This window comes from Brevibacillus sp. IT-7CA2 (assembly GCF_949767855.1).
In the GTDB taxonomy this organism is placed as follows: Bacteria; Bacillota; Bacilli; order Brevibacillales; family Brevibacillaceae; genus Brevibacillus.
In genome coordinates this window covers 401,799-416,621 of sequence record NZ_CATKQT010000022.1, presented here as the reverse complement: position 1 = coordinate 416,621, position 14,823 = coordinate 401,799, and the positions used below count along the sequence as shown (strand labels likewise).

The following is a 14,823-nucleotide window of genomic DNA, read 5'->3' as shown; positions in this document are numbered from 1 at the left end:
ATAATTCTCACCTTTTTCTTTCGACAAAAATGGGACAAAAAAAGGCCAACCTTTTGCATGGGTTGACCTCCCTTCTTTCGTTCCTATCACTCTACTTGATCCGTGATCGTTGCAGCCTGAACGGAACGCTGTTTTCTTTTTTCCCTCCACTCTTGAAAGCTACCGACAATTCCGCTCGGAAAGCAGAGCACGACCAAAATATAGAGCAAACCGAGGAAGATGACCCATCTCTCGAATATGGGGTGAAGCTTCGCCAACTCAGTCAGCCCGTGATGCGCCAGCTCCACGATTCCCGACCCCAAAATGGAGCCAAATAACGTTCCCAGCCCACCTATCATGCTCATCAAGAGTGCATCTAGCGTCGTCTCAATCGAAAACACTTGGGTGTTCACGAATCGCAACATGACCGCGTACAAGCCTCCACTAATCGCAGCAACTACTCCAGCGACAATGCTGACGATTACCTTATAATGAAGAATTTGATAGCCTAACGCTTCCGCACGTTGTTCATTTTGACCGATGGCTTTCAGTACCTTGCCGAGTGGAGAGTGCGTAAACGCCCGCAAGATGACGAACAGCATGACCAATAGGATCAGGCATACATAGTAAAAGGACAAACGATCACGAAATAGCTCAGGCACAGGGAAAGTGAAGCCATCCCCACCCATCGTCAACGATCGCCATTTTTCTGCCAATACGAATAGCAGCTGGGAAATCGCCAAGGTCAGCATCGCATAAAAATGACTTTTCAATCGCAAGGACAGCATCCCGATCAAATAGCTGAGAATACCGGAGAGCACGATGGCAACGAGTACGCCAAGCAAGAAATAACTGATCGTCGCGTCAAAGTTTTTCAGGAATAAAGACACGGAGTACGCACCTATTCCGAAAAACATACAGTGCCCGAACGAGACGATCCCCGTATAGCCAAGCAACAAATCAAAGCTCATCGCAAAAATCGCAAAGATAAAAATTTGGGTGAACAAGATGTACATGCTTCGCGAGTCTGAAAGAAACGGCAAAACTGCCAAGGATAGAAAGACAAACACAATAAATCGATGGTTCAACAATCCAGATGTAGTCAACGCATGATCACCCCTTCGCTCCAAACAGGCCGGATGGTTTGATAAGCAGCACTGCCAGCATCAGCAGCATGTTCACTGCCAGTGAAAGCTCTGGAACGAAGTAAGCCATGAACGAGCCAAGCACCCCTACTAAAACCGCCGCAATCATAGAGCCTTGAACGCTTCCCATCCCACCGACAATGACGACGATGAATGCCAGAATCGCATACTGCATACCCATTTCCGCAAAAATAACCCCAGAATACGGTGCCAGCAGACTTCCTCCGAGCGCAGCCATGCCTGCCCCCAGCAAAAAGACGAAGGTAAACACTTGTTTAATATTGATGCCGAGTGCCTGCACCATTTCCTTATCGATCACACCCGCTCGGACGATCAAGCCTAGTCTGGTTCTGGTTAACAACAGGTGCAACCCGACGTATACAACTATTCCCACTACGATGACAAACAAGCGATATGTGATCAGTATGATGTCGCCAAGCTCGATGCTCCCTTGCAAATAATCCGGTAATACTGCCCGAATGGGATTGGGGCTCCAAAATACCTTGAGCAATTCACTTATCACGAGCATCCCGCCCAATGTCACGAGCAGTTGCTGAATATGATCACCGTACACGGGGCGGATCAGCACGCGCTCTAACACGAAACCGAGCAGCATCCCGATGACGACAGCACCTACGATGGCCAGAAAAAAGCTATCCGTTAATCCGAAAAGCCATACACCAGCAAAGGCTCCCCAGGCAAACAATCCACCATGGGCAAAGTTCAACACACTCATTAAGCCAAAGATCAACGTGAGCCCGGAAGCGAGCAAGAAAATGAGTATGCCTGTCGCCAGTCCATTTACAAGCAAATTAATCGCGACATCCATTTCATCCTCCCCCTCCCTGTTATACGCTCAGGCAATGCCCAAATATTTTTGTCGCGTATCTGCATCATCCTTCAACTCCTGCATCGCGCCACCGCGGACAATTTTCCCTTCATCCATCAAGTAGTACTGCTCGCCGATCATGCTCGCCATCATAAAGTTTTGCTCGACTAAAAGCACGGTCGTTTTCTGCTTCATCGATTCGATGTGGAACATGAGCTTTTCAACCATGATCGGCGCCAGTCCCTTGCTCGGCTCGTCAATTAACAAGAGTCCGTTGCTGTTCACATAAGCTCGAGCAATGGCCAGCATTTGCTTTTGACCTCCGCTTAAGTGCCCACTTTTCTTTTTCCAGTAGTGACGTAGGTCAGGGAATAGATCCAGCATCCACGCGAGCTTTTCTTTTTGTTCGTCGTCATTTTTTTGCATGGCGAGCCGGAACGTCTCTTCTACCGTAAAATCATGAAAAATCCCTTGATTCTCGGGGACATAGCCAATCCCCTTACGCGCGATGGAATAGGTCGGCAGATGTCCGATTTCTTCTCCTAGATAGCGAATTTGGCCATGACGGATCGGGGCAAGCCCCATGATGGAACGAAGCGTCGTAGTTTTGCCAGCGCCGTTTCGTCCAAACAACACGGTAATACTGCCGGCTTGCACGGATAGCGAGACACCCTGCAAGATGTGAAACTGGTCGAGGTATGTTTCAATCAGATCAAGTTGCAACATCATGCTTATACAACCCTCCCAAGTAGGCAGATTGCACCTGTTCATTTCGCATCATGTCAGTCGGTGTCCCCTCAGCCAATAGCTCTCCATGAAACAGAACGACCATGTGATCGGAGAGTGATTTGACCATGTCCATCTTGTGTTCGATGAGGATGATCGTGCACGAATTGCTTTCCTTAATCGATTCGATCACCTTCAATACAGCTGGGACTTCCTCCAACGATATCCCCGCCGTCGGTTCGTCGAGTAAAAGAACATCTGGACGCAGTCCAAGGAGCATCGCTAGCTCCAGCTTTCGTTTCTCCCCGTGCGCCAGTAGGCTCGCTAACACATTCGCCTTTTTCTCGAGCAATACCAGATGCAGCAATCGCTCAACTTCCTCTGCCTGTCGCATCTGATCTGCCTGGGAAATCCATAAACGAAACCGAACTCCCTGTGCCGCTTGCACGGCCAATCGAATATTTTCCCGCACCGTTAGCTTGGGAAATAAGTTTGTCAATTGAAACGATCGACCAATACCCAATCTCGTTCGTGCTGCTGGGGGTAAGTGTGTAATCTCTTGCCCCTTGTACTTGATCGTTCCTTGCGATGGAGTAAGCTGCCCGCTCAACAAGTTAAACAGCGTCGTCTTTCCGGCTCCATTCGGTCCAATGATCGAAGTAAATCGCTGCTTCGGTATGCGTAGCGATACCTTGTTTATAACTGTTTGCTTCCCGAATGCTACGCTGAGGTCAACCGTTTCCAACAAGTAACTCATCACACACCTCCTCTACTTCTAGTTCCTGACAGGTGGTGCTGTCTCTTCCATCGTCATCTCCCGGACGAGTACAGGCACAGGATGATCGACTCCGACTTTTTTCTCCAGCTTGATCGCGTACAACGTTTGCAGTGCCTGATGGTCCTCCGCCCGGAACTGCATCTGACCCTTCGGCGTATCAAAGGTCATGCCTTCCATCGCAGCAATCAACTTCTCCGAATCTGTATCGGCATTCGTCTTTTTCAATGCTTCCACAATCGCTACGGCTGCCGTCATCCCGCCTGCCGTAAATAAATCTGGAATCTCGCCATTAAAACGCTTCTTGTGCTCATCGATGAGCCAGTCGTTCATTTTCGTTTTCGGGAGCGAATGGTAATACACCGAGAAACCTTCCATTCCGATCATTGCCTCCATCGTTTTCAAGGCAGCGATATCAGGTGCTCCCGTGGATACTTTGATGCCTTTTTGCTGAACCTGCATATCTTGAAGCTGTTTCCACGGGGAGTTTGAGCCTGCCCACGTGATGAACACATATTCGGGTTTGGCGCTAATAATTTTTTGGATGTTGGCTGTAAAATCAGTCGTGTTCGTGTCCACGTATTGTTCTTCGATAATGACTGCCCCTAATTTTTCAGCCGCGGTCTTAAAGGCTTCGATCCCTTCTCGACCGTATGCGCTGTCTTGAGCCATCGTCGCGATCTTCGTTCCTTTGGAAGCAATCGCCGCTGCGCCAGCAACTGCATCCTGCGAAGAATTACGACCCGTGCGGAAAATGTACTTGTTCCAGTTTTTTCCGGTGATACTATCTGCTACAGCAGGTTCTACGACCATGATTTTTTTGTACTCTTCTGCCAAGGGAAGGACAGCCAGCGTATCGCCTGAACTCGAAGAGCCTACGAGAAAATCTACCTTGTCGGTCTCCAGGAGCTTCGTCGCTTTTTGGACGGCAACATCCGGCTTCGTCTCCGTATCCTCCACGACGAACTCGATCTTTTTTCCAGCGATCTCTCGCTTGCCCTCTGTTGCATAATCGAGTCCGAGCTCAAAACCTCGCGCCGTCTGCTTTCCGTAGCTCTCCAATGGCCCCGTGAGCGAGGCGAGTACGCCGACCTTAATCGTATTACCACCACCAGATGAAGCGCTTTCATTTTGGCTGCAACCAACAACAAGCACGACAGACATCGCTAGCGGGAGCAACATTTTCCATCCTCTTTTTTTCACACCCGTTCCTCCTCAAGAGTCAAAATGTTCATTGCGATTCGGCTAACCATTCCAGTACAGTTGCAGCCCACGTATATCCTGTTCCAGCACTGACAGCTACGACAATATCCCCTGGGGCAAGACGTCCCTCTTGCTGTGCGACATGAAGTCCAATACACGGATCGAGTGCAGACAAATGCCCGTAATGATCGAGATAGACGGCCTGCTCCTCGCTAAGTTGCAATCGTTCCAACAACTCCAAGAACATTGAACGCTTTGTGTGCAAAGGTAGCAGCAGCTTCAAATCCCGCAAGGAACGATTGCTTTTTGTTAATGCCTGCTCTACCACATGGACAAAGTTCGGTATCGAGATGGGATCAAGTCGTTCTTTCATATCGCTCGGATTCGGCACATCGATGTAGTGGAGTCTGTTTTCCACCGTTTCATGACTAGGTTGTTGCTTAGAGCCGCCTGCGGGAACCCTTATATCATCGTGAAAAGAACCATCGGTAATAACACAGCTGTGGAGAATTCTACTCTTTGTAGCACCACGCTTTACGAGAGCCGCTGTGCCCCCATCTGCAAAATTAAACATGAAGCGCGAGCGAGGATTGTCGTAATCGACGATTTGTGATTCTTTACAGCCAGCAACCAGCAAGATGTTTTCAATGGATGCATCTGCCGTCAGCATATCTTTGGCAACCTTCAAGGCGATTGGAAAGCACGAGCTGACGTTCATCATCTCGAAACCATATGCGTTTGTCGCTTTTAGTTCGTATGTAATCTTCGGTGCGCTGGACCATACATAGTAATCTTTGTGCGGACTGCCGAAGTAAATAATCACGTCAATTTCAGATGGATCGATCACCGAGTCGGTCAGCTGTTGGGCAGCGAGCACAGCGAGGTCTGATGCATGAAGGGTGTCATCTGCGACATGCTTTTGATATAGACCGAATTTTTCGATAATGACTCGCGTGGGGATTCCGGTCTTTTCAGCCAATCGCTCAGCTGTTTCTACTCCCTCCGGAAAAAATACGGACGTCGCTTCCACTCCGATGGTCTGCTCGTGGATCGTATTCGCTTCAAGATGATTCATACTTTCGCTCCTTCCCTCGGTACGAGCATCGTCGCTGTTCCAGTTAGAACTACTTTTCCATGCTGATTCGTGCATTCCGTAAGCAATCGGATGATGCCCCGCTCTTCCTGATATTCCAGCACAGTGGCGGTCGCAGTGATCGTATCTCCGATCAATACCGGAGCCGTAAACTGAATGGTCTGGTCTTTATAAATGGAACCGATGCCAGGCAGCTGCATCCCGAGCAATCTGGACAACATGCTCGCCGTCAACAGTCCATGTGAGATACGCTGGCCGAATCGCGTGTCTTTTGCGTATTGTTGGTCGATGTGCACCGGATTGTAATCCCCACTCATTCCCGCAAATAGAACGATATCTGTTTCCGTAATCGTTCTGCTAAAAGATGCTTGCTCCCCAATTGCAAATCTCGCCATGCGAATCACCTCATTGCGTAATAGAATTGCTCTTCAATCTGGTCAATGCTTGTTTGATGATTTTCCCTGTTGCATTGCGTGGCAGTTCGGTTAAAAACACGAATGACTTTGGGATTTTATACTTCGCCAGTCTTTGCTCACAGTGCGATTTGATGTGTGCTTCTGTGATGACGACACCTGATTTGGGCACGATAAACGCCTTCGCGACCTCTCCCCATTTTTCATCGGGTACACCGACGACTGCGGCTTCCTGAACGCCATCCAGCTCGCCGATGACCTGTTCCAGCTCCAGCGGATAAATGTTCTCCCCGCCTGAGATAATCATGTCTTTGCGCCTGCCTACGATATAGGCGAACCCTTCTTCATCAAAACGTGCCAAATCCCCTGTGTATAGCCACCCATCCCGGATGGTCTTGGCTGTTTCTTCTGGTCTGTTCCAGTATTCCTTCATCACATTCGGACCTTTGACGAGCAGTTCTCCGATTTCGCCCTGATCCACGTCTTTTCCGTCATCCGAGATCAAGCGGACTTCACAAAACATAACGGGCTTGCCAATTGAGCCAGCTTTTCTTTTTGCATCTTCCTTCGCAATCATAAACACGGTGGGGGATGTTTCTGTCAGGCCGTATCCTTGTCCAAAAGGGAGGCCTCGCTCCTGAAAATGCTGGATGAGTTCCATGGGGCATGGAGCGCCGCCGTTGTAAAACCAACGGACGGAATCGAATGATGTGGTAGCAAATAAGGGACTTTGACGAATGGCTTCATGGATGGCGGGCACACCCATCACGATGGTGACGCGGTGTGTTTCAAATAATTGAATCGCTTTATCAGGGTCGAACTTCCCGGCGACAACGACGCGTCCGCCAGCAAGCCAAGTAGGGAAGGCAAACAGTCCGATTCCCCCGATATGAAAGAGTGGCAATAAGACAATCGAGCAGTCTTCTGAGGTGAGATCAAGCGCGGCTACATTGTGTACGGCGTTCCAAAACATATTTTCTTGGGTGAGCACTGCTCCCTTAGGCTTTCCTGTCGTTCCTGATGTATAACAAATGATGTATGGATCATCTCCACTGCCGTCATCTGCCTCGGGCCTACTGTGCTGGGATGACTCGCTCGGGCCATCCTGGCTCCAGGGGAGTTCTCCCGGTTCCAGCCATATCATGTGCGCAACACTGACTTTTGCCTTGATCAGCTCAATGGTGGCAGCGAACTGGGGCTGAGCACATAACACGCGGATACCACTATCCTCAAACTGATAGTCTAATTCGGCAGGGGTCAAGCGGATATTAAAGGGGACAGCAATCGCACCGAGTTTGGCGATGGCAAACAGCAGAAGCACATACTCCAAACTATTTTGGGACAAAATGCCGATCCTGTCCCCCTTTATGACCTGTAGCTCATGTCGTAAATAGTTGGCAAGACGTTGGATCTGCTCATTCATTTGCTGATACGTAAGTGCTTGATCGTTGGCAATCACTGCGATCCGCGTCGGAGTGATTCGGGCTCGCTTTTCAATCCAATAAGCAATTCCGTGCATGAACTCTACTCCTTTGCCTATAAAATGGATCGGTTACGGCTTGGCAGCAATCCCTTTCATAATCATCGACATGGCTGTTTCTAACACCTCTTCCGGTACGTCTTCATTTTCCCAGTAAACCCAACGCATCCCGATGAATTGTCCGATCGACATGAGACAATAAGCCAGCGTCTCATGATCCATCTCTCGAAACGCACCTTCGTTCATGGCGTTCTTCAGACTTCGTACGTACCCCGCTGCCAGTTTGGCGTAATACCAGCGATACAGCTCCTGGTCGACGAGCGCAGCCTGTTGAATAATGCTGTACATGTTGCGATGATGTTTGATCCAACGAAAAAAGGCCAGAAATCCCAGGCGCAAATTCTCTTCTTGCGTGGTTGCTCCCATGATCGCTTCTTTGATCGTCGAACGAAGCTCCCTGCTCAGCTGCCTGATCAATTCATCATAGATCGCTTTCTTCGACTCGAAATAATTGTAAAACGTTCCTTGAGATACCTGTGCATGCTGTGTGATTAAGACGATAGACGCATCATAATAGCCCAGCTCGCCAAACACATGCTCTGCGGCATCCAGTATTTTTTTGCGGGTTTCCTGTCCTTTCTTGGTCAAAACAGGGGTAGGTAGACTATTTTCTGACACCTGAATCACCTCTCAGTTTTTATTATATGTATAATTCTAAATATTACAACACATTTATCGTTGTTCATTTTCAGCAAACGGAAAACGGTATGATTCCCTTTGCCCTATTGGCAGAAATTGACGCGAAACGATCTGTGAGAACAAGCGTCATATATAGTACAAAAGCTCCCATGCGAATGCACGAGAGCTGAAATGGATTTGATGCTTAAATGACGCGCTTGATTTTAACTGTGCGCTTTTCCCAGTTCGTTCCATCGTACTTGGAATAAGTCACACCAGGACTACCGTACGTGTGCAGAATTTTCCCATCCCCTGCATAAATAGCTACGTGTGTAATCCGATCAGAAGAACTGGTTACCGATGCCTTCATGAAGATCAGATCACCTTTTTGCAGATTGCTCTTGGAAACAGATTTCCCCACAGCAGATTGCTGGCGGGAATCGCGCGGCAATGTAATGCCCGCTTCTTTAAACACGCGCTGTGTAAAGGAAGAGCAGTCGAATGTATTGGTCGTACTGCTGCTTGAGCCGTATTTGTATTTTGTGCCCATATACTTTTCACCATTTTTAATCACTTGGTCGGCAATATTAGTTGCCGGCTTTTCTGGCTTGCTAGGCGTATTCTCTGAGGAATCAATAACACGACGAGCCCCTACAAATTTGTCACTGTACTCCGAATATTTTTTTACAACTACCTCGTCTTCCCCTTTCGAAGAATAAACGAATTGATCACTGCCTATGTATATTCCCATAAAAGTTGGGCTGCCGCTTCCGCTAGAGGCGAAGAACACCAAATCTCCTGGCGCCACGCTTTTTTCGGATACTTTAGTCCCAGTCTTGTACAGGCTAGAGATTGTGCTCCCGATGGAAATCCCTACTTGTTTGTACGCATACGTAGCCAGCTCCGCTGATCCGAATTGCTTCGGTCCCTTTGCTTTGTACTCGTAATCCTTCCCGATCAAAGAAGTAGCAATATTTGCAACCTCTGACTGTTTTGAATCTGGTGTCTTAGCGGCCACTACTCCAACTTGACCACCCATTAACAGGGACGTACTCAGCATGACTGCTACTGTTGACTTCATTACCCAATCTCGTTTCGTCACTTTCTTTTCCTCCTTGTCATGTTGTGGCACCCGTCTTGGGTACATGGACAGAATAGCGCAGGAGGAAACAGGAGGATAAGACCGTAAAATTTTCCAATGATGGAATTGGTAGCATGGGACTAGTCTGAAAACAAGGTGTAACGTAGGCAGTTGCTACCTCTTAGTTCCATGGAACCATAAAAGTTACAAAACGGTATCAAAGGTGATTTTCGTCGCATAAAACGGCTATTTTGCTGGCCCGAACCCCAAACAAAAACCATCTTCTGCATGTTTCTGTCAGAAGATGGTTCTCCATTCGTACCTATTTCATTTTCGCCGTAAACTGCCCCCAGGTCTCTTCTCCCCACTTGAGAGTGAGGACATCTCCATCCGTAACAGGTCCTACCCCCGCTGGCGTACCCGTGTAAATAATATCCCCTTGATCCAGGCCTAGATGTTCGGAAATATAGGCAATAATGGTTTCCAAATCAAAAATCACATCACGGAGATTGCCGCGTTGCACTTGCTCTCCATTTTTCAGCAAGGAGAAATCGGTTTGGTGCAGCTCATGGATACCAGGAAAAGGATGAAAAGACGTCAAAATGGCTGAATTTTTAAACCCTTTTGCCAACAACCATGGATGCCCTGCTTTCTTCAGCTCGCTCTGAACATCCCGCAAAGTAAAGTCGATCCCGAGTGCTATTTTGTCAATCATATCGTCAAGTATAGCTCCAGCCTCATACGGTCTCGCGATGTGAATCACAAGCTCCGTCTCATAATGGAGCTCTCCACGAGATGCCGGAAGCTCAATGGCCTCGCCATTTGCTATTGCAAGCGCATGTGTTGGCTTATCAAAGATCATTGGCCTGGTTGGCACGTCGTTCCCCAACTCCGCAGCATGCAATCGATAATTGCGACCGATACAGTAAATATTTTTGACTGACTCCATTTTGTCCTCTCCTTTGGTAGCTGTCTCTTTTTTCACTATATCATGGCTGCACGGCGTATTACAGCTTGTCTTGTTCGCCCTCTTCCATGCAGTTACGATAGCCAGGCCAAAGACGGGCATTCCCTCTTGCTTCTACTTCAATCATGGTATCACAAATGGATTCCAACGCACTCTCCAGGTCCATCTCTTGCTCAGAGCTCCAGGAAAATTCGTAATGGAAAATCACTCGCTGCTCTGTCGCTTCGGAGAGGACAAACGCAAACTGCTGTTGTTGTTCCACGACATGCTTTCTGGCTTCAACCGTCGCTTCTACCGAGAACAAACCATCCCATTCAGCAACCATATATGTAGAAGTAACATCAATCCACAGGGAGGGAGTATCATTCGTCCGCCGAAAAATAACAGAGTCCTCCCGATAAAACCCGTAGCCAGAGGGCAGCGCACCTGAGAGCTTGAATGGGATTCCTACCGGCAAATCATGTGGCTTCAATGCGTGGACAAGTCTCCCAGGCAAAAGATAGTAACCATCCTCCTGGCGATCTAACCGTTCTCCCATGACGAGAACCTCTTGATTGTGTGAATCACCTGTCACCTGAACGAACATCACGGCACCTCCCTCTAAAAACAGTATGGTCAGGAATGCATGACTCAAAACTAAATGACCATCCATTTTTTTCCTGACGAAATACCGAAAAAAACAGGGTTCATCCATAGGATGCCCCCTTTATTCCTTCTAAGCTACGCACGTATAATCGCAATCACAACATGTTCGTCATCGTATGATTTTGCTTTGATTTTCACAGGGAAATCATACAGGTTGGTAAATTTAAAATCCTTATAGCCATACGCCACTGTAGCATCTTGACCCACTGGCACGTATCCCACTGATTTGCTGTGGTTATGCCGTTCCACCATGATCATCCCCGCTTCAGCAGCTGCATTGAAAAGCGTGCTGGAAACCTGACAAATCCCGCCTCCATAGTCATCGACGAGCTGGCCGTTCTGAATAACCCCGGCCTTTTGCCAACCATCCTCCGACAAATTCGAATTTCCCACTATTTCATTGAAAGAAAACACCTGTTGCGGCTTGATTTTTTCATTATGAAGCTTGCTCAATGCTTGCTTGATGTTATGTTTACGCGCATCTGTGCTGTCTTTCATCGATGAGTAATAAAAGCCGAGAACCTCCTCTTCCTTGAGGTCCATCTTCTCCACATACTTTTCCTGTAACTCAATAGCAGGAGATAACGGATCCACTTGTAACGCCATTGCACGCTCAGGCGCGTAGTTCATACCGAGCGAGAACACGAGGACCACTGTCGCCATACTGATCGGCCAATGCCGAACTTTTTTCATTTCTACTTCCTCTCCCACATTTGTTGATCGGTTTACTGACGCGAAGTTCCCTATTTATATAGACTGTCATTGTTATTACACCTTGCCTCTACCAATGTAACGTATGGGAAAAGCGACAATCAACCTGCAAATGTTGGGCTTTTTGTCCTACTTCAGGTTCTACTCGTCATCCTCATCGATAACCCCGAGTGCTTTGTTCTTTTCTTTAAAGCGCTGGTTATGGGAAGAAACATAGGCCATCCGATCTGCTACCGGGTCTATGTGTAATTTGGCACTGTTTACGGCCACAGCAGCATCGGTGAATGCTCCCGCGATCAGCGTAATCTTGCTATCAAAGCTCGCAAAATCTCCTGCCGCAAAAATGCCTGGTAGATTCGTTGCCAGACGAGGACTGACAAACACGTTCCACTCATCCATATCCAAGCCCCACTCTTTAATCCCTGTGAAATCGGCCTTCAATCCGTGATTGACGATGACGGCCTCTACATCGATTTGCTCCGTCTCGTCCGTCTCCAGATGACGTATCGTCACTTTATCGATCGTTTCTTTGTCTGAGCTTTGCAATTGTGTGACCGCATACGGGGTGCGAACGATCGCAGATGACTCTTTCATCCGCTTCACATTCCGCTCATGTCCACCAAATACATCACGGCGATGCACGACAGTTACAGACGCTGCGATTTGCACCAGTTCGTTTGCCCAATCGACCGCGGAGTCCCCGCCCCCTGAGATGAGGACGTGCTTACCACGGAATGGCTCCAGTTCCTGCACCGTATAATGAAGATTTGTCACCTCGTAGCGCTCGGCTCCTTCGATCTCCAGCTTCGCCATTTTCAAAATACCTCGGCCCAAAGCCAATATGATCGTGCGGGTCCAATGCCGTCTCCCCGATTTTGCAACGAGTATGTACGTGCCGTCATTTTGTGGCTCCAGTCCAATGATCGCCTCGCCCAGCACGATGGTGGGATCAAATGTCTTCGCTTGCTCCACCAGATTGGCAACCAACTTTTCACATAGTTGTGGTGGTACACCGCCTACATCCCAGATCATTTTTTCTGGATAGATCAACATTCGTCCACCGAGCTCTTCTTTCGCTTCAATGAGTTTCGTCTTCATATCGCGCATTCCGCTATAAAAGGCAGCGTACATCCCCGCAGGGCCACCGCCAATAATGGTTACATCAAACAGCTCCAACTGTTCTTCCACAACTACCCCTCCACTATCTTTCTTGTTTGTTTATGAATCATCAAAAGCAATAATGAAAATGAGATTCATTATCACAATGTGATTGTAATGGAAAATGGAGGAGGATTCAACATTCCAGAAAAAATAAAAAGGCTCGTAATTAGCTTCATCAGCCAATTTACGAACCTGTTGTTTGTCATATGGTGCGGTCGAGAGGACTTGAACCTCCACGGTGTTGCCACCACTAGAACCTGAATCTAGCGCGTCTGCCAATTCCGCCACGACCGCATAAAAATGGTGCCGGCAATAGGACTTGAACCCACAACCCCCTGATTACAAGTCAGGTGCTCTACCAATTGAGCTATACCGGCACATTACGAGAAACTATGTAATTCGCACATTCTAAAGATAGAATGGCGGAGCTGACGGGACTCGAACCCGCGACCTCCGGTGTGACAGACCGGCGTGAACTCCAACTTCACCACAGCTCCATTTGGTTTTCGTCTCCATCTTGCGGCGACTTTTGTAATATAGCACGATTCTATCTCCTAAAGCAATAGTTTTTAAAAAATAGTGAAAGATTATTTTTTTCATAGATTTACCAACGAAAATCCGATAGAATTTTAGATAGATATGCAGATTTTAGTAGATTGGTGGAGACGATGACATGAAAAAGACTTCGAGGCTACTCACCTTCCTCGCCCTCTTCACTCTGCTGCCTACTGCTGCCCATGCATCCTCATCGGCATATGTGGTATCAGCAGGTGATACGCTGAGCAAGATCGCTCGCGAGCATCAAGTATCGGTGGATCAAATCATTCAATGGAACCAACTGAATGATGATAGATTGTCAATTGGACAAACTTTGTCTATTCATGGTGCAAACACTTCTGGCTCCATTGCGACTGACATTCCTTCCGATGTAGCTGTCAATCAGAATGATAACGCTACCACTGAGTCTAAAGAACTAACCGCCGGTGAAAAGGCCCGCGTCACTGGTGACGTGCTGAATGTGCGTAAAAAGCCTTCGACTGACGCAAAAGTGTTAGGCAAGCTAAGAGTCGGTTCCATTGTAGAAGTCGTAGAAACGGGTAGTGAATGGACGAAAATCGAATTCGAAGATCGTGAAGCATATGTTGCTACAGAGTTCCTAAGTCCAAATCTCACTTCTACCGTTTCGCTGCCTGCCGAGGTAAATGCAGAAGATCTGGGTCGTATGAAGGAAATTTTTGAGCCATTGCTCAATACACCATACGTCTTAGGCGGAACTACTCCGAATGGCTTTGATTGTAGTGGCTTTACTTCATACGTTTTTGAGCAGCTTGGGGTTACACTTCCGCGCACTTCTGAAGATCAATTCAGTGGCGGCCAAGAAGTATCACTGGATCAAGCACAGCCTGGTGACCTCTTGTTCTACGATGCGCTTGGAAAAGGACGCGTGTCCCACGTAGCGATTTATCTGGGTAATGGGGCAATCGTTCATGCGAATGGCGAAGATGTTCGCTATGGCAAAGTCGAATACATGCATAAGCTCTACCCGTTTTACGGAGTGAAGCGTTACGCTAATTTCCAGTAGGCTTTCCTACACATAAAAGCAAACAAACAGCCCTATCTGCCTTTGCAGCAGTTCGAGGGCTGTTTGTTTTTCTGTGTTTAGTGTATTTCGGTATTATGGACCTGCTGTTGTTGTTGTTGCCCTCCGATTTCGATTTTGCCCAACGCTTGCTTCATTTTGTCGAGCTGAAGCTGATAATCACGAACGACTACGGTAAGAACACTGACAGACTCCTTGAAATCCGGCTCGCTGCTTACTCTGTCGATGGCTCTATGTAAATGCAGCATCTTGTTCTCCGTTTCCCGCAATAGGTCGAGTAACTGCAATCCGTTTACCACGTAATCACCTCATCTGTTTTTTCTTACTTTCTCCTTCC

16 protein-coding genes and 3 tRNA genes are annotated in these 14,823 nt (G+C 47.8%); 1 reads left to right on the top strand and 18 read right to left on the bottom strand.

Annotated elements, in window-relative coordinates; genetic code table 11:
• Positions 1 to 86: 86 nt before the first annotated feature.
• The 17 genes from ACM6JA_RS15070 to ACM6JA_RS14990 form a co-directional block, all read right to left on the bottom strand.
• On the bottom strand, positions 87 to 1,085 hold the full coding sequence (locus ACM6JA_RS15070; RefSeq protein WP_414852916.1) for a branched-chain amino acid ABC transporter permease: 999 nt from the start codon (positions 1,083 to 1,085) through the stop codon (positions 87 to 89).
• A 7-nt stretch (positions 1,086 to 1,092) separates the two neighbouring features.
• Positions 1,093 to 1,953, bottom strand: a complete 861-nt coding sequence (locus ACM6JA_RS15065; RefSeq protein WP_414852915.1) for a branched-chain amino acid ABC transporter permease — start codon at positions 1,951 to 1,953, stop codon at positions 1,093 to 1,095.
• Positions 1,954 to 1,980: 27 nt separating this feature from the next.
• Complete coding sequence (locus ACM6JA_RS15060; RefSeq protein WP_414852914.1) at positions 1,981 to 2,682, bottom strand: ABC transporter ATP-binding protein; 702 nt, start codon at positions 2,680 to 2,682, stop codon at positions 1,981 to 1,983.
• Entirely contained in the window at positions 2,666 to 3,436 is a 771-nt protein-coding gene (locus ACM6JA_RS15055) for an ABC transporter ATP-binding protein (RefSeq protein ID WP_414852913.1), read from the bottom strand. The genes ACM6JA_RS15060 and ACM6JA_RS15055 overlap by 17 nt, the downstream gene beginning before the upstream one ends.
• A gap of 18 nt (positions 3,437 to 3,454) precedes the next feature.
• The gene (locus tag ACM6JA_RS15050) at positions 3,455 to 4,618 is read right to left on the bottom strand and encodes a substrate-binding domain-containing protein (protein ID WP_414853132.1); all 1,164 of its coding nucleotides are present in this window, start codon (positions 4,616 to 4,618) and stop codon (positions 3,455 to 3,457) included.
• Positions 4,619 to 4,685: 67 nt separating this feature from the next.
• Positions 4,686 to 5,732: a 3-oxoacyl-ACP synthase gene (locus ACM6JA_RS15045; RefSeq protein ID WP_414852912.1), complete on the bottom strand. Its 1,047-nt coding sequence runs from the start codon at positions 5,730 to 5,732 to the stop codon at positions 4,686 to 4,688.
• Positions 5,729 to 6,145, bottom strand: a complete 417-nt coding sequence (locus ACM6JA_RS15040; RefSeq protein ID WP_007728980.1) for a MaoC family dehydratase — start codon at positions 6,143 to 6,145, stop codon at positions 5,729 to 5,731. Before ACM6JA_RS15040 ends, ACM6JA_RS15045 begins: the two co-directional genes overlap by 4 nt.
• 10 nt (positions 6,146 to 6,155) lie before the next feature.
• A complete protein-coding gene (locus ACM6JA_RS15035; protein ID WP_414852911.1) occupies positions 6,156 to 7,682 on the bottom strand; it encodes an o-succinylbenzoate--CoA ligase in 1,527 nt (508 codons plus the stop codon).
• 33 nt (positions 7,683 to 7,715) lie between these two features.
• Positions 7,716 to 8,321: a TetR/AcrR family transcriptional regulator gene (locus ACM6JA_RS15030; protein ID WP_017248223.1), complete on the bottom strand. Its 606-nt coding sequence runs from the start codon at positions 8,319 to 8,321 to the stop codon at positions 7,716 to 7,718.
• A 205-nt stretch (positions 8,322 to 8,526) separates the two neighbouring features.
• Complete coding sequence (locus ACM6JA_RS15025; RefSeq protein WP_414852909.1) at positions 8,527 to 9,423, bottom strand: C40 family peptidase; 897 nt, start codon at positions 9,421 to 9,423, stop codon at positions 8,527 to 8,529.
• Positions 9,424 to 9,724: 301 nt separating this feature from the next.
• A complete protein-coding gene (locus ACM6JA_RS15020) occupies positions 9,725 to 10,351 on the bottom strand; it encodes a fumarylacetoacetate hydrolase family protein (protein WP_414852908.1) in 627 nt (208 codons plus the stop codon).
• A gap of 58 nt (positions 10,352 to 10,409) precedes the next feature.
• Positions 10,410 to 10,955 (bottom strand): hypothetical protein, encoded by a 546-nt coding sequence (locus ACM6JA_RS15015; RefSeq protein ID WP_414852907.1) that lies wholly within the window; start codon positions 10,953 to 10,955, stop codon positions 10,410 to 10,412.
• 134 nt (positions 10,956 to 11,089) lie between these two features.
• On the bottom strand, positions 11,090 to 11,707 hold the full coding sequence (locus tag ACM6JA_RS15010; RefSeq protein ID WP_414852906.1) for a VanW family protein: 618 nt from the start codon (positions 11,705 to 11,707) through the stop codon (positions 11,090 to 11,092).
• Between the two features lie 159 nt (positions 11,708 to 11,866).
• Positions 11,867 to 12,913, bottom strand: a complete 1,047-nt coding sequence (locus ACM6JA_RS15005; RefSeq protein ID WP_414852905.1) for an NAD(P)/FAD-dependent oxidoreductase — start codon at positions 12,911 to 12,913, stop codon at positions 11,867 to 11,869.
• Positions 12,914 to 13,093: 180 nt separating this feature from the next.
• A tRNA-Leu gene (locus tag ACM6JA_RS15000) sits at positions 13,094 to 13,180 on the bottom strand.
• A gap of 7 nt (positions 13,181 to 13,187) precedes the next feature.
• Positions 13,188 to 13,263, bottom strand: a tRNA-Thr gene (locus ACM6JA_RS14995).
• Positions 13,264 to 13,306: 43 nt separating this feature from the next.
• Positions 13,307 to 13,383: transfer RNA gene (locus tag ACM6JA_RS14990), tRNA-Asp, on the bottom strand.
• A gap of 176 nt (positions 13,384 to 13,559) precedes the next feature.
• Between ACM6JA_RS14990 and ACM6JA_RS14985 the strand changes: the two genes are divergently transcribed.
• Positions 13,560 to 14,468 (top strand): NlpC/P60 family protein, encoded by a 909-nt coding sequence (locus ACM6JA_RS14985; protein ID WP_414852904.1) that lies wholly within the window; start codon positions 13,560 to 13,562, stop codon positions 14,466 to 14,468.
• A 77-nt stretch (positions 14,469 to 14,545) separates the two neighbouring features.
• Here the strand turns inward: ACM6JA_RS14985 and ACM6JA_RS14980 are convergent, their stop codons facing one another.
• Positions 14,546 to 14,785 carry a hypothetical protein gene (locus ACM6JA_RS14980; protein WP_414852903.1) on the bottom strand — a complete coding sequence of 80 codons (240 nt, stop codon included), beginning with the start codon at positions 14,783 to 14,785 and terminating at the stop codon, positions 14,546 to 14,548.
• Positions 14,786 to 14,823: the final 38 nt, after the last annotated feature.

Excerpts from the sequence above, each read along its gene's own strand:
- ACM6JA_RS15065 (WP_414852915.1), bottom strand. The coding sequence starts at position 1,953 with ATGGATGTCGCGATTAATTTGCTTGTAAATGGACTGGCGACAGGCATA.
- ACM6JA_RS15060 (WP_414852914.1), bottom strand. The coding sequence starts at position 2,682 with ATGATGTTGCAACTTGATCTGATTGAAACATACCTCGACCAGTTTCAC.
- ACM6JA_RS15055 (WP_414852913.1), bottom strand. The coding sequence starts at position 3,436 with ATGAGTTACTTGTTGGAAACGGTTGACCTCAGCGTAGCATTCGGGAAG.
- ACM6JA_RS15050 (WP_414853132.1), bottom strand. The coding sequence starts at position 4,618 with ATGTCTGTCGTGCTTGTTGTTGGTTGCAGCCAAAATGAAAGCGCTTCA.
- ACM6JA_RS15045 (WP_414852912.1), bottom strand. The coding sequence starts at position 5,732 with ATGAATCATCTTGAAGCGAATACGATCCACGAGCAGACCATCGGAGTG.
- ACM6JA_RS15040 (WP_007728980.1), bottom strand. The coding sequence starts at position 6,145 with ATGGCGAGATTTGCAATTGGGGAGCAAGCATCTTTTAGCAGAACGATT.
- ACM6JA_RS15035 (WP_414852911.1), bottom strand. The coding sequence starts at position 7,682 with ATGCACGGAATTGCTTATTGGATTGAAAAGCGAGCCCGAATCACTCCG.
- ACM6JA_RS15020 (WP_414852908.1), bottom strand. The coding sequence starts at position 10,351 with ATGGAGTCAGTCAAAAATATTTACTGTATCGGTCGCAATTATCGATTG.
- ACM6JA_RS15015 (WP_414852907.1), bottom strand. The coding sequence starts at position 10,955 with ATGTTCGTTCAGGTGACAGGTGATTCACACAATCAAGAGGTTCTCGTC.
- ACM6JA_RS15010 (WP_414852906.1), bottom strand. The coding sequence starts at position 11,707 with ATGAAAAAAGTTCGGCATTGGCCGATCAGTATGGCGACAGTGGTCCTC.
- ACM6JA_RS14985 (WP_414852904.1), top strand. The coding sequence starts at position 13,560 with ATGAAAAAGACTTCGAGGCTACTCACCTTCCTCGCCCTCTTCACTCTG.